The following is a 19,485-nucleotide window of genomic DNA, read 5'->3' on the forward strand; positions in this document are numbered from 1 at the left end:
GCTCCTCGTTCGTGAAAGGCGGAGTGGTTGTCAGAGGCGGGGTGCGATGCGCAGCCGGGTCAGGGTGCGCAGGCCGCGCTCCATCAGCTCGGGATCACCGTGGGCGGTGCCGTAAGAGATGCCGGAGACGGCATCGAGGACGGACAGGACCGTGAGCCGGGCCTCTTCCGCGGGTGTGAAGGGGCGGCCGTAGCCGTCCATCACGGCCTGGAAAAGGTCAGGCCGGCCGTGCCAGGCATCGGCCAGCCGTACGAAGTCCCGCACCGCCGGCCCTTCTTCCGACCGTTCGAAGTCGATCACGTACAGGGCGTCGGCGGCCTCGTCCCACCGCAGATTGCGGAGCTGGAAATCACCGTGCGTGGATACCGCCTCCAAGGGGTCCAGGCTGACGACTCCCTCGACGGTGGCGCGGATGAACTTCTCGTCCCCGGGGGCAAGATGGGGCAAGGCTCCACGCAGGTGCCGCTCCAGCTTTCCCAGCGGCAGGCTGCCGACGGCGGGCCGGGGCGGGGCGCTGTGATGGATGGCCGCCGCGAGCTGCCCAATGCGGTGGAAGATCCGGCGCTGCTGCCCGGGCGGGTAGACGGCACCGTGCAGGGACCGGCCTCCCACCGCGGTGAGCACCACGGCCCGCAACTTGGCATCGGCGGCCACCAGCCGGGGCACGGCCGCGCCGAGACCAGGAACCCAGCCGCGGAGCGCGTCCACTTCACGCTGGTGGAAGCGAGTGTTCTGGTGGATCTTGACGTACCAATTGCTGCCCTCGGGACCGCGCGCCCGCCACACCCTGCTCTCCTCGCGCGCCCAGGACACGTCCGTCCAGGTAGTGATCCGGCCGACCGCCTGCTCGGCGAAGGCGCGCACCGCATGCTCCGGGACCACGCCGGGGCCGATGTGGTCGGGGACCAGGGCCAGCCGGTCGGCGGACCGGTCGTAGGCGATCGGGTCACCAGGCTCCTGGAAGTGCACAGCCATAGGCGCGCCGGCCCGGTAGGCGTCCAGCCCCGCCCGGCAGTACGCCACCATCGGCTCCGGCAGGGCGTCGTACGAAAACCACCCCATGGCATCGCACACCCGGGGCTCCATGACCCGCGGGGTGCCGTGCCAGCGCCTCACCTCGAAGAACAGCCCGATGCGGGCGCCGCCGCCGGGGGAGCGATGGTGCACGGTGACGGCCGCCCGGACATCGGCCGGATCGACCACGACACCGGCCTCCTCGAAGGTCTCGCGTACCAGGGCTGTGACCATGTCCTCCCACGGACCGTCCAGATGTCCGCTGATCAGGTGCCAGCAGCCAGCCGCGTACACCTCACCGGCCCGCCGGGACAGCAGCACCTCGGGCCCCGTTGCGCCGTCGCGCACGGCGATCAGATGGACGTCAAGCGGCTCGGTGTGTCGCTGGGGGCCACTCACGCGTCACCGCTGGAGCAGTGAGCGATCAGCGCGGTGAACACCGCGTCTTCGTTCAGTACGCCGCCGCGGGCATGGTCCTGGAAGAGCTGGAGCGTCTCGGCCTCGAACGCGGGAGGGCGGTCGTGCCAGAGACTTGCCGGGCAGGCGGGACGGGGCGCTTGTCCCGGCAACCGGGCCGGTGTCAGCCCATCAGCGCCCTGGGCCCGTCCGGGCCCGCTCGCGGTATGTGCGCTCACGGCGTTCACCAGCCCTGTTGCGAGTAGGTGTGGCCTTGGGCGATCCCTGCGATGGCCGTCCGGGTGTAGGGGACGAGTCGGTCAGGGAGCTCGTGCGGCGGCCACCACCGCCAGGCCAGGCACTTGTCGGGCTCGCGGATCTCCGGCGTGCCCTTCCAGCGGTGCGCTCGGAAGACGAGCTGCATCAAGGGCGGTTCGCCCGGGGAATCCACGACGTGTACGACGTGTGCCAGCTCCACGTCTGCGGGGTCGATGACCAGACCCGCTTCCTCCCACGCCTCCCGGATCAGGCACGCGGTCGCGGACTCCTGCTCGCACCGCCCGGCCAGGTAGTGCCAGGTGTCGCCCGCGTAGCGGGACTCGGGGTGACGCAGGCCCAGGAGCACCCGGCCCTCCTCGTCCTCGACGTGGAGGTGGACGCCGACGCCGTTCAGCACGGTCCGGCCGCCTCCGTCCCGCAAACGAGGGGCTTCGGCCGGTGCGCGGTCCGGGGTGTTCTCGGCCGCGTGCCGGCGGATGAGGTCCCGGGTCGCGGGGCTCAGGCGCAGGCGGTCGAGCTCGTCGGGACTGAACCAGCGCAGCAGCACCCCCTCGTGCAGCCAGAGCCGTTCGGGGTCGCCGCGCCAGCGGCCGGTGAAGACCTGAATCGGGATGCTGAGCCCGTCGACGCTGGTGGCCTCCTCGACGGCGTACGGCTCCAGGTCCTCCAGGCGGAGGGTGGGGACCTCCTCGGACAGCTCACGCAGCAAGGTGCCCTCGAGGCTCTGGTCCTCGTGAGCGCGGCCGCCGCCGAGAAGGGCGAACGCCCCTGACTGCCAGATGACGCCGGGCTTGTGGTCGCGCAGATGGAGCAGGTAGCGGCCCGCACCGTCGTGGATCAGCACGGAAGCGTTCACCGGCTCGGGCTGCCCGTCCAGTTGGGCCTCAAGGAGTTTCGCGCGCAGAGTCGGCGAGGTGATCTCCGGCAAAGCGAGCCATCGGGCGCCGGACACTTCCTCGTCCTGCAGCGTGATTGCCGGGGGCTCTTCGTCGGCGAGATAGAACGCGTACCGGAAGTCGTAGTGCCGGTGGGCCGGTTCGCCCTTGGACGGGCGGGCGTCGATGTTGTGGACGTCGATGTCGATCGGGGAGCCGAGCATCTGCCGGGTCAGGCACAGGGCGCCCGGCGCGATCCCGGCCTCCTCCGACACCTCGCGCAGCGCCGCGGCGAGCAGCGTGCGGTCCTCGGGCTCGATGTGGCCGCCGGGTGTCAGCATGAGATTGCCGGTGGCCCGGTGCCGGATATGTAGGACCCGGCCCCGGCGGTCGATGACGACGGCGCTGCAGGTGACGTGCCCGGGCAGCGTCGTACGGGCGGTCACGTCGAGGGGCCGGTCCAGGGCGGCGAGCAGCCCGGCCAGGGCGTCACGCTCACCGGGATGGCGCTCGAGGTACGCCTCGATGGTCTTACGAATCGCGGAAGAACTGAGTGGCATGAGCGTCGTCTCGCCTTCGACGTGGGCGGTTCTGAGGGGTGGACCGTGGAACTCGCGCTGGTGGATCAGTTCGCCCTCTCGTGGTCGGGCGGCTGGGAAGCGCAGGTGCCGGCCACGGCCTCCGGCAGGTTCTGGACCCCATCGCTGTCGCGTTCGACGGGCGTCAATGAGTTCCCCTCTCGTGGACGTGATGGTGGTATCGCCGTGCTCAACGACAGCGCACCGATTTCGAACACCTGCGCTTTCGGACGGGTTGCGCACCCCGGAATTGAGCGGATTTTCGAAGGTGTGTGCTGCATCGACCCTTGCTGCGCAAGAGCACACGCCCGGTGACGGATTGGCCGAAACGCCGACGCTCAGGCAGCTGTGTCTGTCGGACGCGCATCCGTGGCCGGTCGGCCAGGGCTTGAGTCAGGCGGCGGTGCGCTGCGCAGTCAGCAAGACCGTCGAGAGGGTGTCGGCTTCGGTGATCCGGCCGCCGCCGCACATCGCCACCTCCTCCTCCAGCGTGACCCAGCGCAGCTTCATGTCGGCCTCGCTCTCATCCCGGTGGTGTTCACCGGTGCTCAGGCCCCGGGCGAGGTACAGGTGCTTACGAGTACGCGCGTCGGCGGGCATCCGCCACATCACCGTCAGCAGCTCGACCTCGAAGGCGCGGATGCCGGCCTCCTCGGCCAGCTCCCGGTGTGCAGCCGCCAGCGGGTCCTTGCCGGGCTCGCATCCGCCACCGGGACACATCGGCAGCCGCTGACCGCACACGTAGACGTTCTCCTCCACCAGGGCGATCCGGTCCCGGTCGTCGAGGGCTACGACGCGCACGCCGTCGACCGATTCGGTGTACTCGTAGGTCCCCAGGCTCTGGTCAGCGCGCCGGACCGAGTCGCGGCGCACCACCACCCGGACTCCCGATGTACTGGACGGTCGACGAGACCGTAATCCAGCCGCCGATCATGCTGACTCCTCCCTCGGACTGTGCTGTGCCAGCAGGAGACACAAGGCTGCTTGGAGTGCGTTCACGCGACAGAGCCGTCCCGGTCGGCCCGGACGGTTACTGAGATTCTTCGCGTGATGTCGCCCCTGTCAGGTGCCGGAACAGCAACAGTGCTTGATCCGCCAAGCACTCGCCCAAAGATCATCGATAGGCGGGGGAAGGGAGGTCCCTCAAGTCGCGTTCCCGCGCGTTGTCGGTGGCTGCCCGTACGCTCTCGCCATGGATTTGGTGACGTCACCGTGGGAGTCAGCTGCGCGAGTTGACCAGATAGGGGAGCTGGCGAGCAAGGGCGACCTCGCCGGGCTGTCGCGTGCCTTGCTCCTTGCGAAGGACTCATGGCACGAGGGCTTCGGAGTGACGACGGTGCTGCGCGGTCTGCCAGAGGCGGACCGCATTGCACTGGCCCGGTCTTTCGCCGAGCACGCAGTAACGACACCGGCAGACGGTGAGGTCGGTGACCGCGGGCTGGTGCTGCTCGCCGCGGTCTCGCGTGACATCGTCGACGCCGACTGGTGCGAGGCATGGGAAGCGCTGCTGACGGAGATGGCGGATCAGTTCTGGTCCTGTGGCATCAGCGACGAGCTGTGGACGTGCAGCCAGGCTCTGCTGGACGCCGGCAGGCACGTACCCGAACCGGTCGTCGCCCTGCTTCGCCGCTCCGCGCTGGAGCACGCCTGGCCCACGGAATGCGTGACACCGGTGCTCGACCGCCTTCGCGGCCCCGTACTCAACCCCGGCGAGCCGTGGGCCGATGCGTTGCTCACCGACTTGCCCTCGCTCGGCGAGCCCTGGCCCGGCGTCATCGGCCACGCTCTGCTCGCGCCGGTGGCGCGTCCCACGCACGCCTGGGACCGCAGGGCGCTGGCCCTCACCGCCCCGATCGGCACCGAGGAGATCCGCCGGGCGGTGACGCCCTGGCTGGACCTCGCCGCCGACGGCGGGGGCCGTTGGGACGGCGGCTACGATCCGTACAACTTGCCTGCACTCGCCGGGTTGACCTGGCTGCTCTCCTTGCTGCCGCCGCACCCCGCATCCATCCGCACCCTGGGAGACCTGGTCGAACGTGCACCCGTGCGAACCCCGCTGACCGGCACTGCCGTACGCGCCCTGGCTCGCGTCCCTCAGCAGGCGGGTCGCTCCGAACTGGAGCGGCTTTCCGGTCGCGTCCGGCACAAGGTGACGCAACGACAGATCCGTAAGGCGCTGGACGCTTGAGCCCAGGAGGTCCGCGACAGATTCCGCGGCTTGTCCACCAAAGACTTGATCGGCACCCTCGCGCGCTCCCGCTCCACCGGGAACCTCGAAGATCCTGCTTACACGACCAAAGTCGCCCTGAGGCGCCTGGCCCGCCGTTGTCAGGCCCTGGACGAGGAGATCAAGGAGGCCGAAGCCGAGATCGGCCCGCTGGTCACCAAAGCGGCCCCCAAGCTCGTCGCGCTGCCCGGCGTGGGCCCCGAGACTGCAGGTCAGCTTCTGGAAACCGCCGGTGACAACCCCGAACGTCTCCGTTCCGAGGCGTCCTTCGCCCACCTTTGCGGAGTCTCACCCATCCCTGGGGCGTCCGGCCGCACTCGCCGTCACCGGCTCAACCGCGGCGGCGACCGCCAGGCCAACAGAGCCCTGCACGCCATCGTTCTGGTCCGCGTGAAGTACGACCTGCGCACTCAGAAGGACGTCGCCCGACGCACCGCCGACGGCCTCTCCAAGAAGGAGATCATCCGGTGCCTGAAACACTTCGTCGCCCGCGAGATCTACCGTCTGCCACCCCGCCCGTAACTCACCACCGAACAACTCTGCCCCACACTTTGACGATCTATAGGAGCGTCCTCGTCGCCGACCGATCCGGTCTACCGGTCGCGGTCGCCATCTCCACGGCCAACACGCACGACGGTCTCCCCCCCCCCAGCCGCAGGTGGTGGGGAGAAAGAAGGAACAGACCGCCCCTCCCGGAAGGAGGGACGGCCTGGAATCGTGCCGGGGTCTACTTCGGGCAGGTTTCCTGGGTCACCTTGCCGCCCGCCGTGGTGGCGGTGGCCGGGTCCATCGACAGGCACTGGCCCGTCCAGTTGTTGATGAATGTGTAGGCCGGCCGGGACCCGGTCGGGGTGGCGAGCTTGGTCGGGATGATGTTCCACATCTGGCTGCCCGAGAACCAGCGGGTCTCGCAGTCCCACCAGAACAGCTGGGTGCCGGAGCCCGGCGGGGTGCCGTTGTTGTAGGGGACGGTCAGGCACTTGCCGTTGCTCGTCTTGATCCAGTAGTAGCCCTTGCCGTCGTACGACGGCTTCTCGGCTCCCCACTGGTGGCTGCTGGGCGGGGTCGACTGGCACTCTCTTTGGGTGACCAGGCCGCCGGTCTTGGAGCTGTCGAACTCGGGGCCCCGCACCATGCAGCGGTTGTGCAGGCTGTTGACGTAGGTCTTGTTGTCGTTGACCAGCCAGATCATCCGGTTGCCGCCCTTGACGGCATTGTCGGCGTTGTGGTCGATGATCGCGTTCACCAGGCCCCAGCCGGGGAAGTCCATCATGACGATGCCGACGCGGCCTGCGCTGTTGTTGAGGTGCTTCATCAGCTGGTAGTTGACGCCGAGGGCCTCGGAGCCGTCCTCGAACTGGTAGCCGCCGGCGTAGTTGGCCGGCGAGTAGTTGAAGGGGGCGGTGGACGCGGACGAGTACGTCAGATACATGTCACTGGAGGGGCTGGTGATCGCCTTGTTGACGTTGTCCTTGACGTAGCCCCACTTCTCCGGGATGGTCGACGCCGCCCAGTGGTCCTCCTTGTGGTCGTCGAAGCCCTTGATCCCGTATCTGTCGCTCTCGACGCTGTCGAAGCTTCCCAGGACCAGCTTGCCGCGGACCTGCCCCAGTGTGGGGACGTTCGCCCGACCCGCGCCCGACGCCGAAGGGGCGTAGAAGAGGTCAGGGTACTTCGCCACGTAGTCGGCGAAGATCGACCGGACCTTGTCCGGAGTCACCGACTTCGGATCGTTCGCGCAGTCGAAAACGCCGACGTCCGAGTACGGGCACTCGGCCTTCAGCCGCATCACGATCGTCTCGGTCGGGTGCGCACGGAGGAAGTTCCGTGCCCGGGTGAGGACGTCGTCGAAGTTGGCCTTCTGGTAGAACGCGCCGTGGTGGATCGTGAAGGACTGGTTCCCGGATACGCGGGCCCGGATGTCGATGGCCCGGATGCCCCGTTCCAACTGCGCGGTCAGGGTCTGCGCGCTGTCACCGTAGTCCTCTTGCGTCTGTACGTCGACGCCACCGTGGATGGCGAGCGTGTCGTGGGTACCGGGGATGGACATGCCCGAGAGCGGGGTGTCGCTCGCGATGCCCCACATCCACTCGGCCCGGTCCGCCTGCCCGAGGTTGCGGTAGGCGTCCTGGTTGGTCGACCCGGCCGCCCCGGCGGCATTGGGCGTCAGCAGTACGGCACCCAGCGCGACACAGACTGTCATCAAACGTGCCAGCGGGCGGGACCGTCGGCGCGATCCGGCGCCGGCGGCGTGGGGGGTGATGCGGGGCATTGGACTCCTGTCCGAGCACGGGACGGTACGAGGTCCAGCCTGAGCCCCGCCGCTATCGTTTCGCTGACGTTCCGCTTACGCCCCACCCCACACAGCGAAAGCAGCCGGTGGATCCGGTCCGGACGGCGAAAACGCCCGGTGGTGTACGTGAGCTTCGACGGCGAAGCCGGCCGGCTCGCGCTCGGGCTGTCGGAGTTGGTCCGACTGTGTCTCGTGGCGCCGCGGCGCGCGCTGTGCTGTTTCCGCTGTGCCGGGCCGCCGGGCCTGGTAGGACTTGACCGAGAATCGGGGGAGAGGGCCATGTCGGAGTACCAGCACTACCAGTTCGAGGTCGACACCCCGTTGACCGACGGGCAGCTCGCGCAGATCCGGGCACTGACGACACGCGCGAGCCTGACCCGGCACAGCTTCGTGAACACCTACGGCTGGGGCGATTTCAAGGGTGACCCCCGGCTGCTGGTGGAGACCCACTACGACGCCCACCTCTATTTCGCGAACTGGGGTACCCGGCGGCTGATCCTGCGCTGGCCCGCCACCGCCCTGTCCCTGGACACCGTTCAGGCGTACTGCGCCGGTGACTCGGCTGACGCCTGGGAGAGCAACGGATACGTTCTTCTCGCCCTGGAGTCCGATCCCGAGGACGACATCGAGGACTTCAACGACCTCTTCGGCATCGACGAGCATGACTTCGACGAGGACGGGAGCCGGGACGAGCAGTGGCTGCCCTCCATCGCCCGCGCCCGCCGGCAGGTCGCCGAGGGAGACCTGCGCCTGCTCTACCTCGCCTGGCTGCTGTGCGCGCACAACGGCGAACTCGACGACGACGACCTGGAACCCACCGTGCCACCAGGACTGGCCGACCTGCCCGAGCCCCTGGCCGACCTGGCCACGTTCCTGCGCATCGACGAAGACCTCATCGCGGCCGCCGCCCAGCACGCACCCCCGCCGCCCCGCCCCACACTCGCCGCCCACCGGGCCTGGACCGCCACCCTCGACACGCAGGAGAAGGACACCCTCCTCGCCCAGCTCATCCACGACGGCAATCCTCACCTCCTGTCCGGGCTGCGCCGCCGCTTCCTCGAGAGCCGGCCGTCCGGCGGCCCCGCTCCCGCACCCCGCACAGTCGCCGAACTCTTTGCCGCGGTCCCTGCCCAGAAGACGCTGCGTATCGCCCGCGAGGAGCAACGGGCGGCCGAGGAACGCGACCGGGAAGTGCGTCAGGCACTCGAGGCCCAAGACCGACGGCTGGCCGACCTGCAGCGCGATCCCGAGGCGGCCTGGCACCGCGTGGAAGAACTCCTCTCACAGCGAGGAACCCGCCACTACCCAGAGATCGTCCGTCTCCTGGGAGATCTGGCCGCCCTCGCCGACCGGGACGCCACCACCGGCACATTCGCGGAGCGCTACGCCCGGTTCATCGCCGCTCACCGGACGAAGAAGGCGCTGATGCGCGATCTCAGAGCCGGGGGACCTGCCTGCACCGCCCTCATCGCTCTCACCCCCGCGGTGGACTGAGCCCCGGCACCGGCTCGTCCTGTGGCGTAGCACGGCTCCAAGGCGGCTCGCAGAGCACAACGGTAATGGCCGCCAGAATCTGAGGCGCAGTGACTCGGTGATGCCCTGACTACCGCAGCTTCCTGATGATGTCCGCCGTGGGACCTTCGGGGTGCAGAAGGTTCACCGCATTCGTGTCGAAAATGATCAACAGATCCTCCCGCATCTTTCTCGGAGCGAAGTATCTCGACCGTCACCGACAAACGATCGCTCTCGCCACCTCTGGCCCCGGACAGCGCAGGACCCCGGGCCGCCCCTCTGCCCCGGGGTCCTGCCCGCTGGTCTCACCCTCCACATCACCAGTCGTCGGGCGTGCTGCCCAGCTCGCCAAGCTCAGGCGACGACACTGCGAGGAGGTTCAAGCCCTGCGGCAGGCCATCGAAGTCGCCCAGAGCGAGAACCTCGAACTGCGACGCCGTCTCGGCCCCTGGCACACCGTCCGCCCCGAGCCGTCCTGACAGCGATCTTCTGCCGAAGTGCGGCTTCAGCGGGGCGCCGCGACTGCAGTGCCCCAGGCCCGCTCGATCTCGGCGGCCGGGAATGGCGTCCGCTTGCTCTCGGTGAGAAAGCGGCGGTGGAATTCGCCCAAGACCACGGCAGTGCGGGCATGCCGGTCGATGATCGCGGCGATCTCGCGCGGGACGTCACCGGGCTGGTGGCCGGCGATCCAGTCGCGCAGGAACACCTCGTGTTCCACACCGCCGCCCAGGCCATCGGGCAGGTGGTGGCGGAGCAGATGGCTCACGGTGTGGCAGCGGTCATACGCGAGGTGGTCGGAGAGGAACTCTGCCTCGGCCGCTGACAGTTCGAAGCTGGAGCTCAGGGCGAGTCCGAAATCCGCGAAGTACAGCAGCCGGCCGTCGGTCAGGACATTGGCGAAGTGGGCGTCGAAGTGGACGAGTCCGTGCGAGCTCATGAAGGCAGTGCCGCGTGCCAGGGCCTCCTCCACCCACAGGTATGGCGAGCCCACCCCGCCCTCCGGGTCGGGGAGCCGGTGGTCGTGCAGCCAGTCGGCGAGTGTCTGCGGGACGTGTTCCAGGAAGATCACCAGGCTGGACGAGGACTGGCCGATGGCCTCCAGCCGCTCGCGCACGGCCGATGAGCCCTCCCAATGCGCGACCGCCCCGTCGATGCCCCCGAACTCGTCGGCGAACCCTTCGGGAGGGGAGTCGGGCAGGATGCGCCAGTGGTACATCAGCGGAAAGCCCTCGTACTCGTTCCCGAGAACCCAGTTGGTGGTCATGGCGTGCACGGCCAGCTCTCGCCAGGCCCCGAACCCGGCCGAGCCCACCCCGTACTGGTAGAACATCGGCAGTCCGAAGAGGTTCGCCGTCGACCGCACGTTCTCCGGCCGTAACTCGGTGTCCGTGAGGGGAACGCGCTTGACGAACACCCGCGTGCCGTCGATGTCCAGCTCCGCCGACCTGCCGCCGATGCCAGAACCAAGCGGGTCGGCGGCGGCCACGACTTCACCGAGCCGACGGTCACTCAGCAGGGAAAGGAGCGTGGCCACGGCCCCATACGTGGCGAGCCGTGCGGCATACCGCGGGTCCGAATGGCGCATCGACGACTCCTCAGATGCCCGGAACCAGGGCTTCGTTGATCTCGCGAACGTGGTCGAGCCTATCCGCCTCGGCCCCGCCACATCGTCCGCTCCGAGACCCGTGAGACGGATCTCTTGCAGACGCCACTGCAAACGTTCTACCTGCGCGAACGGCACCGGTTCACCTGATTGCCCCGGATGCGCTCTTCAGCACCCGCTACATGGACGCCGCCGTCACCCGGCTCCGCGCCGAGGGCTTCGACGTCCGGGCCGAGGGCGTCGCGCTGCTCTCCCCGCTCAAGCCGCAACCTGAATCTGCTGCCCTGCGGTGGCGCGCTGGCGGTAGTGGTCGGTCATCAGCGGGGAACGCAGCTGTCGGCGGTGGCGTGGTTGCGGGTCATCGGCGCCATCGCCATCCGGTTGGCGAGCGTGAGGTTGCCGCGCTCGAACGGCGCGAACAGGTCGAGGTGCGTGCGGAGTTCCGGCGTTGAAAATAGTAGGACAGTCGTCCTGGGGTGCCGTCACGCTAGGTCGCTGGTCTCGGCAGTGTCAACGGCTTGACGATCTAGGACAGTTGACCTACGTTGTGGCTCTAGGTCGACTGTCCTACGGTATTGGAAGGGGATCACCATGACTGCTGTGGCGACCCGCGAACAGATCGTCGCGGCGGCCGACCGGCTCTTCTACCACCACGGCTACGAGCACACTTCGTTCGCGGACATCGCCGGAGCCGTTGGCTTGTCGCGGGGCAACTTCTACTACCACTTCAAGTCCAAGGACGCGATCCTCGATGCGGTGATCGACGCCCGCCTCGCCGACACCCGGCGGATGCTGGAGCAGTGGGAGGCCGAGGCGCCGACCCCGGCCGGCCGGATCATGCGGTACGTCGAGATCGTGCTGACCAATCGCGCCGACATCCAGGACTACGGCTGCCCTGTGGGCACCTTGACCACAGAGCTGGCCAAGCTGGAGCACGCCATGCTCGGCCAGGCCGGCCGCCTGTTCACCCTGTTCCGCACCTGGCTGCGCGAGCAGTTCGCACTTCTTGGACCGGTCGAGCAGGCCGACGAGCTGGCGATGCACGTCCTCGCCTTCAGCCAGGGCGTCGCCGTCATGGCCAACGCCTTCCACGACGAGGCGTTCATCCAGCGCGAAGTCGACCGGATGCGCGACTGGCTGCATACCTACGAGAGATGAGAGAAAGCATGTTCGTGGTCCTGCTTCGGTTCTCCGACAATAAGGCCGCCGCCGCCCAGTACATGGCCGGCCACCAGGAGTGGATCAAGCGCGGCCTGGACGACGGGGTCTTCCTGCTGGTCGGCAGTATCCAGCCGGGCCTCGGCGGCGCGGTCCTCGCGCACAACACCTCGCCCGAGGAACTGCACAAGCGCGTCGACGAGGACCCGTTCGTCGCCCAGGACGTCGTCACGGCGGAGATCATCGAGATCGCTCCGGGCATGGCGGACGAGCGGCTGAGCTTCCTGCTGTGACGCCACCGTTCCTCGGACCTGACGGTGCGCCGCGCTGCGCGTGGAGCGGCGCCGCCCCGGAGTTCCTCGCTTACCACGACACCGAGTAAAACTTCCCCGTCGGTGACGACCAGCGCCTGTTCGAGAAGCTGAGCCTGGAGGGCTTCCAGTCCGGGCTGAGGTGGCGCACGATCCTGGCCGAGCGCGAGAACTTCCGCTCCGCCTTCGCGGCCTTCGACATCCCGACCGTCACCCGATTCGACCGGCACGACGTCGAGCGCCTCCTGGGCGACGCCGGCATCGTCCGGCACCGCGGCAAGATCGAGGCAGTGATCAACAACGCCCGCCGGGCCGAGGAACTGATCGAGCGCGAGGGGTCGCTGGCAGCGTTCCTCTGGCACTACGAACCCGACGCCACCACTCTGGCCGAGTCCCAGACCGCATCGGCCTCACCCGCCTCGGTCGCCCTGTCGAGGACCTGAAGAAGCGCGGCTGGAAGTTCGTCGGGCCGACCACGGTGTTCGCGTTCATGCAGGCCATGTGACTGATCAACGACCACGCCCGGGACTGCACGATCCGGCCCAAGGCCCAGCGGATTCGTGACGGATCCGACAGCCCCGGACAAGCTCTCGGGGGCCTGGCTGGACCGGAGTTCGAGCGGTAGCGGTGAACTCGCGGTGACCTGCTTCGGAAACTGCACCGGAGGCACGGAGCTCCTCCACTCGCCCGACCGGCTGGGTGCTCCTGATGCTGCCGCTTGCGTTCCCGCTGCCGTACCCACTTGCGTGCCCCGAACCCGGGTTTCCGGTATTTTCCCCTTGCCGCCAAGGGCTTTGAGGGCCGGGCCGATGATCGGCAGTTCGCAGGCGGTGGTCACATCGTGGGCTCCCAGGCGAGCACGACCTCGTTCGTGCTGGCCGCGGCGGTGATATTCGTGAGTTCGGCGAGCGCGTCCTGGCCTACCTTGAGCGGACGGGCCCAGATCGGCCCGACCAGCTTGCCACGCAGGTTGTCCCCGTGTCAGCGAGCGGATCAGCCAGCTGCGGTATTCGGTCAGGTCCGATGGCTTCGTGCCATTCGTCGGCAACTCTGCCCCAACATCACTGAGGCCCGGCTGCATAAGGAGGCTGGGGGATTTCCGTGTTTGGCGGCTGCGGTGGCGTACGGAGGCCCGTAGCCGCTTCGACGAGAAGCTGACCGTCGTCATCGTCCTGGCGCTGGGCGTCCTGATCGCACCTACCCCGGTGGGCCAGGGGATCTTGAACATCTTGAGGCAGCTGGCGAGCGGCGTCATCCAGGCCAGCTGATGAGCCTCCGCACGCGTATGGGCCGGACGGCGCCCGTCGGTGTGCCCTGCGGAGCACAGAGCTGAGGAGTGAGGCAGTGACGGCACCACGTCGACGGCGTCGGCGCTTGAAGAAGCGGACGCGCAGGCAGCTGCAGGGCTGGGGTGCGTTGGCGGCGGTGGCCGCCGCGGTGCGGGTGGCTGGGCGCTGGTCGGTGGTGTGGCCCGTCCTGGTGGCCGTGCTCGCCGCGGCCGTGGTGGACGGGGGCGGATGGGCGCTGCTGCAGGCGCACCGTCACGCGGTCGGCCAGGACCGCGCGTGGCGGGCGCAGGAGGAGGCCAGGGCACGGGAGTTGTCGATGGCCCAGGTCGACGCGTTGTCGTGTGTCTGACCGCCGGGGTCAGGAGGTCTACACTCCAGCGGCCGACCTGGCGTCCCGACATCCGGGCCGCCGTCATCAACAAGGCCCGCATCAACATGCACCGCAAGCTGAACAACACGGCGAAGATGACCGGACTGTTCCCGCTTGCCGTGCTGTTCGACTGCGTCGTCTACCTCTCGCCGGGCGACAGTCTGCTGGACTTCCTGCCGTACGCGACGTCCGGCAAGCCGCAGCCGGCGGGTTCCGCCTCGGGCCGACGCCGGGTCTGGCGAAGCTGGAGGGTGTCCAGACGATGCTGTGGGCGGTCGACCTGATGGAACAGGACCTGAACCCGGCCCGCTACATCAAGGGCGGCGACGCCGTCCTGGACGACGGGGAGTAGACGCTGGGGGAGATCGACGACGCGATCGAGCGCGCCGACCGCGAAGCGTTCACCAAGGACCCGCCCAAGACCCTCAAGGGCCAGATCGGGTTCCTGCTCAAGCAGTTCGGCAGCGCGAAGGCCGTCGCGGCAGAGATCGGGGGCACTGCCGAGTCCGTGAACCGCTACCAGCGCGGCGCCCGCAAGCACGCCCGCGCCGATGTCGCCGCGAAGATCGACGACGCCTTACGGCAGTGCTGGCAGCCGCTGGTGCGCAAGCGCTGGCAGAAGCAGGCCGCCACCACGGGCGGGATCACGGTGGAGACCCGGGCCCGGTTCGGCTACGTAGCGCCCATCGGCACGACCGACGACGGACGGTTCCGGCGACTGACCGTGCACCTTCCCCCGGAGTACGCACGGCGCCTGTTCGACGCCCGCGACGCCGGGGCCGGCGACCGGCAGATGAGCCAAATCATTGCCGAGGGATTCAAGGACGTCTATTTCCAGGACGGCGGAGCTCGCGCCATGGGACTGTCGGACGTAGAAATCAACAACATTGACTATCTCGATCTGGATCACTGAAAGCGATCCGGAGGGACGACGGCGGAACGAGCGGGTGAGCCGAAGCGCGATAGTTGTCACACAGGCGGGCGTGTTGCCATCAAGATCGCGGGGCGGACCCGCGCAGGGAAGCTGACGGAATGAGGCCGCTTCGGCTGGTACCCGAGCACTTCGGTAGGCGCTTCGAGTGCCGCAGTTGTCATGAAGGGATCCTTCCAGGCCTTGCGGTAATCCGCTTGAACGACAGACGGGTGGACGTGGCAGGCTTGCGCGGTGATTGTCGAGCTGTCCCCCCGTTTTCTGGCCTGGGACGATGTGGATCCCGCCCGTCATTTCTTCGACAGCGCCTCGGCGCCGCAGGTGGTGCGGTCACTCGGACCTGCCTGGAGGGTGCCCAGCCGCCCCGACATCCCCCTCGGTGACCCGGCGATGAGTGCCTGGAGCTGGGGCGAGGGACAGCCCTGGGCCGACGCCATGTCGCAGACCCTCGCCGAGCACTACGGCCGCTGGAGCGTGGGCTGGCGTTGGGCGCACGACGAAGGCGACTTCGACGGAGGCCCCGTCGGGAACTGGTGCTGCCCGCGGGACTCGATCACCACACCCCAGGAGACGCTCGCTCGTGTCGTCGCGGCACTGTGCGAGTGGCGCGAGTGGCTGGAGAGTCTCGCCGGGTGGTTCGACGCGTACCCGCTTGACCTGGCCGGCGTCGAGGACCAGCGAATCTTGTGGGAGCGCGCCGCCCGAAACCTGATCCTGCAGGTGGTCGACCGGACCGGCTGTGGCAGTGGCTGGCACGGACATTGCCGTCAAGTGCTCACCTGGTTCCTCAGTCGCTGGGGGGTCGCTCCCGACCTCGCGCAGGAACTGGTCGACGAGGCGATCGGCGGGCGGTTCGCGAGCTGGACCGGCCCCGACCCGGCGCTGGTCGAGGATGCCGCGGAGCGCCTCGCGCTGTCGCTGCGGCCGGACGATGGCACACGATCCGCCAGGCCCGCGCCGGACCACCTCGAGGGTTGGCTTGCGGTGCGCGAGAGCGTGCCATGGCAGGAGGTTTCGGAAGGCAGCCGGGACGACCCGGTCACCCCGTCGCGCGATGGCGCGGTAGAGGATATCCGCGCCTTCGACGGCGCCTTGGATCCCGCCCGCGCACGGGGCCTGCTTGCCGCCCTGGAGCTGCTGCGGGCCGACGCGGCGCGCGGCGCCTCCCTTGACTTCGAGCTGCTCCAGCGCTGGCAGCAAGATGTCCTGGGCGCGCCGCAGCCGCCGCCGTTCCGCGACCTGCCGGCCTTCGCCAAGGCGGGCCGGGAACGTTACGGCATCGGCCCGGACACCCGAGCCCGTCTCGACGCCTGCCTGGCCGAGAGCGCCCGCCATATTGAGCGTCCCCTTCCCCTCATCGCCCGGGCCGCGCGTGCCTATCTCGACGTGTGTTTCTTCCACCCGTTCGACGACGGCAACGCCCGGTCCGCCTTCCTCACGCTCGTCTTCGTCCTCGCCCGCGAGGGTGTCGCGCTCGACGGGGTCAGCCTGCTGCGTCGCGTCACCTTTCAGGCCGATGAGCCGCAGGACGCGCTAGCCCTCACGCGGTACGTCGGCATTCACCTCTCGGAGACCCGACGCAACACCGCCGCCTCCCTCGACTCCTAGCGGTTGGGCATGAAGTCGCTGACGAGACCATCTGGGTTGCTCGGTCCCCGTCGTGCAGGTCACGGAAGGCGACGACGTACTGGTGCCGGTGACAAGTCGCGTGCCGCCCTGGTGACAACTATCCTGCTTCGGCACAGCCCATCGACCGAGACAAGAGTTCGCTGTTCGACGCCGACCACGACCCGGTCCGGGGCGCCGACGCGCTGCGCCGCAGCCCGCACTTCGCGGTCGCCGACCCCGGTGGCGACACGGTGTGGTTCACCACCGAGGCCGGCATCAACTACACGCTGACCTTCAAGGACGCGGAGCCCACCGACGACGACCTGCTGCCGGAGCCGGTGCTCACCGAGGCCGTCGCCGCGGCGATCCTCAACCACCCCGGCTTCGTCATCGCGGATGCGGACTCGCCGCGCGAGGACACCATCACCATCCAGTCCCGCAACCAGGTGCGCCACCTCCTGGTCCTGGACGTCGACCGCGGCAACGCCGTCGCCCCGGAAGACCTGTCCACCCCGGCCGTCGACGTCGCCATCGCCAGCGACCCGAGCGACTCGGAGCGCGCCACGGCCGAACTCCTCAACTACGTGGCCGCCACCTGGGACAAGCAGGACCTGCCGCTGCGCGAGCACACCCAGGCCGTCGCCCGCACCCTGCGCACCCAGTAGGAAGGAATCCGTCCATGCCCGCATCCACGACCACCCGGCGCGCGTACCGTGAGGGGAGGACCCGCCAGGAGGACCAGATGAGCGCGCAGCCCGACCACGCCCCTGTCACGCCGTACGCCCCCGCGCCCGGGGCGCCGGCCGAACTCCTCGCCCAGCTGCGCGCCGACAAGCGCGCCGACACCTGGGCGCCGGCCCCGACGGCGTACGGCTACCAGTGGTACCGCAACGGCAAGGCCATCACCGGCGCCATCAAGTCCACGTACAAGCTCACCACGGCCGACCGCGGGCGCGACATCACCGTCAAGGTGACCGCCAAGAAGACTGGATGCACCAGCGGCACCGCCACCAGCAAGGCGGTCCGCGTCAGCTGACCGTCAGGCGCCCGTGAGGCCCGGCCGCCCGGCCGCCCGTCCGGCGGCCGGGCCTCACGGGCGTTTCACGCAGGTGGCCGGGATCTGCCTGCCGTGCACCATGTGCCAGACCGAGCCGGTGGCGGGCGAGGTCAGGACCGGCTACGAGCGCAGCAAGTTCCGTCATTGGATCGACGCCGACAAAGTTATCTGTAACCGCAACCTCTGACGTACCGTATCGGCGCCCGACGCCTTGTGCAGGCATGTCCACGAAGGACGCCGTCGTCGCAGTCGCCCGTGGCCTCATCTGCCGGCATCGACTCCACCGAGGGCCGCGCTGATGGCGCCGAGGCGCACCGAGACACCTGCCGTTGCCGGGTCTCCTACTGCGGCACCTGCCTGGAACCGGCTGACTCCGCCTCCTCTGTCTCGTAGGCGGTAAGGATGAGTCGTCCGTCTTCTCCTGCTGCGGCTACGTTGACCAGCAGCATGCTCCCCTCATCGAGACGCAGGGTGAAGAGCGGATCGAGCTTCATCAGGAAGTCGAAGTTCTCCTGGTCCTCCGCAGACAGGGGAGGTTCGAGGATCGTGTCGCATGCCCAGTCGTTGCCGGTGACGCGGACCGCTACTCGCACACCCAGCCTGCCCAAGCACGTCGATCGGTTGGCCCACCACTCAAGCGTCGCGGTGCCCTCGTAGCTGTCCATCGCCCCAGTATCGAGGGCAGGACGCGCAGCAGGTTCGTGATCACACGCTGTGTGTGGCGGGAATGCGCGAGCCGTCGAAGGAGGACCGCGCCCGCTCTCACCCGGGTGGGCGCCGGTCTTCACCGCAGGAACGATCATCCCCAACTTGTCCGAAGGACCAAACGAGACGATCTCTAGGGCGCGTATCGAGTCGTGATCATTGCGGGATGTGCCTTCGTGGCACGGTCCGGTCCGGTAGGCGGTCTTACGTGACGCGAGTGCAACTGGCCGGTCCGGATTGGGAGTTCATCGAGCCGTACCTGCCGATCGGCGAGTACGGCCCGTACCCCGAGCGACTGCGGCAGCAGTTCGAGGGCGTGATCTGGCGGTTCAAGACGGGCGGGCAGTGGCGGGAGGCGCCGACGGAGCTCGGCGCCTGGTCGACCGCCCGCAATCGCTTCCGGCAGTGGTGTGACGCCGGCGTCTTCGAGGCCCTGCTGGAGGGCCTGATCACGGAAGCTGCGAAGCGGGGTGAGGTGGACCTGTCCCTGGTCGGCATCGACTCCACCACCGCCCGAGCCCACCACGAGGCGGACGGGATGCACCTCGACGAGGACGTCGTCACCGCCCTGGAGAAAGCCGCAGCCGAGGAGGAGAAGGCCAGGTCAAAGGGGGCGACCTCGAAGAGCGAAACGGGCAAGAGGCCGAAAGTGATCCCGCGCTGGAAGAACGACGACGCATCCGGCGTCGGCGGAAACTCCGGCTGAAGGCCGCCCTCCTCGGACGTTCCAGAGGCGGGCAGACCAGCAAGGTCCACCTCGCCGCCGACTCCAAGTGCGCCCGCTGGCGTTCATCCTGACCACAGGCCAGGCAGCGGACAGCCCGCAGTTCATCCCCGTCCTGGAGAAGGTACGGGTACGCGGGCCCGTCGGCCGACCCCGCGTCCGGCCGGACGCGGTCGCCGGGGACAAGGCGTACCCGTCTCGCGGAAACCCCGCCCACCTGCGCAAACGCCGTATCAAGGCGGTCATCCCGGAGAAGAAGGACCAGGCCGCCAACCGGAAGGAGAACGCCGTATCAAGGCGGTCATCCCGGAGAAGAAGGACTAGGCCGCCAACCGGAAGGAGAAGGGCTCCAGAGGTGGCCGACCCGTCAGCCACGACGCCGGTCTCCACAAGGAGCGGAACAGCGTCGAACGCCTGATCGACAAGCTCAAAGCATGGCGAGGCATCGCCACCCGATACGACAAGACTCCCGACAGCTACCTCGCCGGTCTCCACCTGCGCGCCTCGATGATCTGGATCAAGGACCTCACCAGGGCCACCCGATGAACACGACTC

Annotated in this window: 20 protein-coding genes and 3 pseudogenes; 16 read left to right on the forward strand and 7 right to left on the reverse strand. The window is 68.6% G+C overall.

The annotated features are described in order from the left end of the window. Positions 1-30: 30 nt before the first annotated feature. The 3 genes from ACICHK_RS39395 to ACICHK_RS39405 are packed head-to-tail and all read right to left on the reverse strand — an operon-like array spanning position 31 to position 3,124. Positions 31-1,413, reverse strand: coding sequence for a phosphotransferase (locus ACICHK_RS39395; RefSeq protein ID WP_406840751.1), 1,383 nt, complete (start codon positions 1,411-1,413; stop codon positions 31-33). Next, positions 1,410-1,649, reverse strand: a complete 240-nt coding sequence (locus ACICHK_RS39400) for a hypothetical protein (RefSeq protein ID WP_406840752.1) — start codon at positions 1,647-1,649, stop codon at positions 1,410-1,412. The genes ACICHK_RS39395 and ACICHK_RS39400 overlap by 4 nt, the downstream gene beginning before the upstream one ends. Positions 1,650-1,654: 5 nt before the next feature. Further along, positions 1,655-3,124, reverse strand: coding sequence for an NUDIX hydrolase (locus tag ACICHK_RS39405; RefSeq protein ID WP_406840753.1), 1,470 nt, complete (start codon positions 3,122-3,124; stop codon positions 1,655-1,657). Between the two features lie 45 nt (positions 3,125-3,169). On the opposite strand from ACICHK_RS39405, the gene ACICHK_RS39410 reads away from it, so the two are divergent. Next, positions 3,170-3,457, forward strand: a complete 288-nt coding sequence (locus ACICHK_RS39410; RefSeq protein ID WP_406840754.1) for a hypothetical protein — start codon at positions 3,170-3,172, stop codon at positions 3,455-3,457. Positions 3,458-3,535: 78 nt separating this feature from the next. Here ACICHK_RS39410 and ACICHK_RS39415 read toward each other — a convergent pair whose 3' ends face one another. Then, entirely contained in the window at positions 3,536-4,021 is a 486-nt protein-coding gene (locus ACICHK_RS39415; protein ID WP_406840755.1) for an NUDIX domain-containing protein, read from the reverse strand. A 313-nt stretch (positions 4,022-4,334) separates the two neighbouring features. Between ACICHK_RS39415 and ACICHK_RS39420 the strand changes: the two genes are divergently transcribed. Both ACICHK_RS39420 and ACICHK_RS39425 read left to right on the forward strand, forming a co-directional pair. Next, positions 4,335-5,330 carry a hypothetical protein gene (locus ACICHK_RS39420; RefSeq protein WP_151472621.1) on the forward strand — a complete coding sequence of 332 codons (996 nt, stop codon included), beginning with the start codon at positions 4,335-4,337 and terminating at the stop codon, positions 5,328-5,330. A 30-nt stretch (positions 5,331-5,360) separates the two neighbouring features. Next, positions 5,361-5,891, forward strand: a complete 531-nt coding sequence (locus ACICHK_RS39425) for a transposase (protein ID WP_406840756.1) — start codon at positions 5,361-5,363, stop codon at positions 5,889-5,891. Between the two features lie 205 nt (positions 5,892-6,096). On the opposite strand, the gene ACICHK_RS39430 is transcribed toward ACICHK_RS39425, so the two are convergent. Further along, positions 6,097-7,572: a phosphatidylinositol-specific phospholipase C domain-containing protein gene (locus ACICHK_RS39430; RefSeq protein ID WP_406840757.1), complete on the reverse strand. Its 1,476-nt coding sequence runs from the start codon at positions 7,570-7,572 to the stop codon at positions 6,097-6,099. 369 nt (positions 7,573-7,941) lie between these two features. Here ACICHK_RS39430 and ACICHK_RS39435 point away from each other — a divergent pair, with 369 nt between their 5' ends. After that, positions 7,942-9,156: a hypothetical protein gene (locus ACICHK_RS39435; RefSeq protein WP_406840758.1), complete on the forward strand. Its 1,215-nt coding sequence runs from the start codon at positions 7,942-7,944 to the stop codon at positions 9,154-9,156. Positions 9,157-9,679: 523 nt separating this feature from the next. Here ACICHK_RS39435 and ACICHK_RS39440 read toward each other — a convergent pair. Beyond that, positions 9,680-10,759 carry a protein kinase family protein gene (locus ACICHK_RS39440; protein WP_406840759.1) on the reverse strand — a complete coding sequence of 360 codons (1,080 nt, stop codon included), beginning with the start codon at positions 10,757-10,759 and terminating at the stop codon, positions 9,680-9,682. A gap of 200 nt (positions 10,760-10,959) precedes the next feature. On the opposite strand from ACICHK_RS39440, the gene ACICHK_RS39445 reads away from it, so the two are divergent. From ACICHK_RS39445 to ACICHK_RS39495, 11 genes and pseudogenes are all read left to right on the forward strand, one after another. Further along, positions 10,960-11,229, forward strand: a complete 270-nt coding sequence (locus tag ACICHK_RS39445; protein ID WP_406840760.1) for a hypothetical protein — start codon at positions 10,960-10,962, stop codon at positions 11,227-11,229. Positions 11,230-11,368: 139 nt separating this feature from the next. Next, complete coding sequence (locus tag ACICHK_RS39450; protein ID WP_406840761.1) at positions 11,369-11,935, forward strand: TetR/AcrR family transcriptional regulator; 567 nt, start codon at positions 11,369-11,371, stop codon at positions 11,933-11,935. After that, complete coding sequence (locus ACICHK_RS39455; RefSeq protein WP_406840762.1) at positions 11,932-12,228, forward strand: YciI family protein; 297 nt, start codon at positions 11,932-11,934, stop codon at positions 12,226-12,228. The genes ACICHK_RS39450 and ACICHK_RS39455 overlap by 4 nt, the downstream gene beginning before the upstream one ends. Then, a pseudogene (locus tag ACICHK_RS39460) lies at positions 12,225-12,751 on the forward strand (DNA-3-methyladenine glycosylase I). The gene ACICHK_RS39455 and the pseudogene ACICHK_RS39460 overlap by 4 nt, the downstream one beginning before the upstream one ends. A gap of 559 nt (positions 12,752-13,310) precedes the next feature. Continuing rightward, a complete protein-coding gene (locus ACICHK_RS39465) occupies positions 13,311-13,514 on the forward strand; it encodes a hypothetical protein (protein ID WP_406841445.1) in 204 nt (67 codons plus the stop codon). Positions 13,515-13,620: 106 nt separating this feature from the next. Next, entirely contained in the window at positions 13,621-13,884 is a 264-nt protein-coding gene (locus ACICHK_RS39470; protein ID WP_406840763.1) for a hypothetical protein, read from the forward strand. A gap of 20 nt (positions 13,885-13,904) precedes the next feature. Beyond that, positions 13,905-14,257 (forward strand): annotated as a pseudogene (locus ACICHK_RS39475) (transcriptional regulator); the annotation flags it as partial. 3 nt (positions 14,258-14,260) lie between these two features. After that, positions 14,261-14,818 carry a telomere-protecting terminal protein Tpg gene (tpg, locus tag ACICHK_RS39480; RefSeq protein WP_406841446.1) on the forward strand — a complete coding sequence of 186 codons (558 nt, stop codon included), beginning with the start codon at positions 14,261-14,263 and terminating at the stop codon, positions 14,816-14,818. Between the two features lie 252 nt (positions 14,819-15,070). Continuing rightward, positions 15,071-16,444: a Fic family protein gene (locus ACICHK_RS39485; RefSeq protein WP_406840764.1), complete on the forward strand. Its 1,374-nt coding sequence runs from the start codon at positions 15,071-15,073 to the stop codon at positions 16,442-16,444. Between the two features lie 251 nt (positions 16,445-16,695). Beyond that, on the forward strand, positions 16,696-17,109 hold the full coding sequence (locus ACICHK_RS39490; RefSeq protein WP_406840765.1) for a hypothetical protein: 414 nt from the start codon (positions 16,696-16,698) through the stop codon (positions 17,107-17,109). 14 nt (positions 17,110-17,123) lie between these two features. Further along, a complete protein-coding gene (locus tag ACICHK_RS39495) occupies positions 17,124-17,480 on the forward strand; it encodes a hypothetical protein (protein ID WP_406840766.1) in 357 nt (118 codons plus the stop codon). A gap of 362 nt (positions 17,481-17,842) precedes the next feature. Here the strand turns inward: ACICHK_RS39495 and ACICHK_RS39500 are convergent, their stop codons facing one another. Continuing rightward, positions 17,843-18,166: a hypothetical protein gene (locus ACICHK_RS39500; RefSeq protein WP_406840767.1), complete on the reverse strand. Its 324-nt coding sequence runs from the start codon at positions 18,164-18,166 to the stop codon at positions 17,843-17,845. Positions 18,167-18,414: 248 nt separating this feature from the next. On the opposite strand from ACICHK_RS39500, the pseudogene ACICHK_RS39505 reads away from it, so the two are divergent. Next, positions 18,415-19,476: pseudogene (locus tag ACICHK_RS39505) on the forward strand (IS5 family transposase). Positions 19,477-19,485: the final 9 nt, after the last annotated feature.

This window comes from Streptomyces sp. AHU1, assembly GCF_045343905.1.
Taxonomy (GTDB): Bacteria; Actinomycetota; Actinomycetes; order Streptomycetales; family Streptomycetaceae; genus Streptomyces; species Streptomyces triticiradicis.

What these genes read in the sequence shown, in the direction of transcription:
- ACICHK_RS39405 (WP_406840753.1), bottom strand. Translation starts at nt 3,124, where the DNA reads ATGCCACTCAGTTCTTCCGCGATTCGTAAGACCATCGAGGCGTACCTC.
- ACICHK_RS39420 (WP_151472621.1), top strand. Translation starts at nt 4,335, where the DNA reads ATGGATTTGGTGACGTCACCGTGGGAGTCAGCTGCGCGAGTTGACCAG.
- ACICHK_RS39430 (WP_406840757.1), bottom strand. Translation starts at nt 7,572, where the DNA reads ATGACAGTCTGTGTCGCGCTGGGTGCCGTACTGCTGACGCCCAATGCC.
- ACICHK_RS39435 (WP_406840758.1), top strand. Translation starts at nt 7,942, where the DNA reads ATGTCGGAGTACCAGCACTACCAGTTCGAGGTCGACACCCCGTTGACC.
- ACICHK_RS39440 (WP_406840759.1), bottom strand. Translation starts at nt 10,759, where the DNA reads ATGCGCCATTCGGACCCGCGGTATGCCGCACGGCTCGCCACGTATGGG.
- ACICHK_RS39445 (WP_406840760.1), top strand. Translation starts at nt 10,960, where the DNA reads ATGGACGCCGCCGTCACCCGGCTCCGCGCCGAGGGCTTCGACGTCCGG.
- ACICHK_RS39450 (WP_406840761.1), top strand. Translation starts at nt 11,369, where the DNA reads ATGACTGCTGTGGCGACCCGCGAACAGATCGTCGCGGCGGCCGACCGG.
- ACICHK_RS39455 (WP_406840762.1), top strand. Translation starts at nt 11,932, where the DNA reads ATGAGAGAAAGCATGTTCGTGGTCCTGCTTCGGTTCTCCGACAATAAG.
- ACICHK_RS39495 (WP_406840766.1), top strand. Translation starts at nt 17,124, where the DNA reads ATGCCCGCATCCACGACCACCCGGCGCGCGTACCGTGAGGGGAGGACC.
- ACICHK_RS39500 (WP_406840767.1), bottom strand. Translation starts at nt 18,166, where the DNA reads ATGGACAGCTACGAGGGCACCGCGACGCTTGAGTGGTGGGCCAACCGA.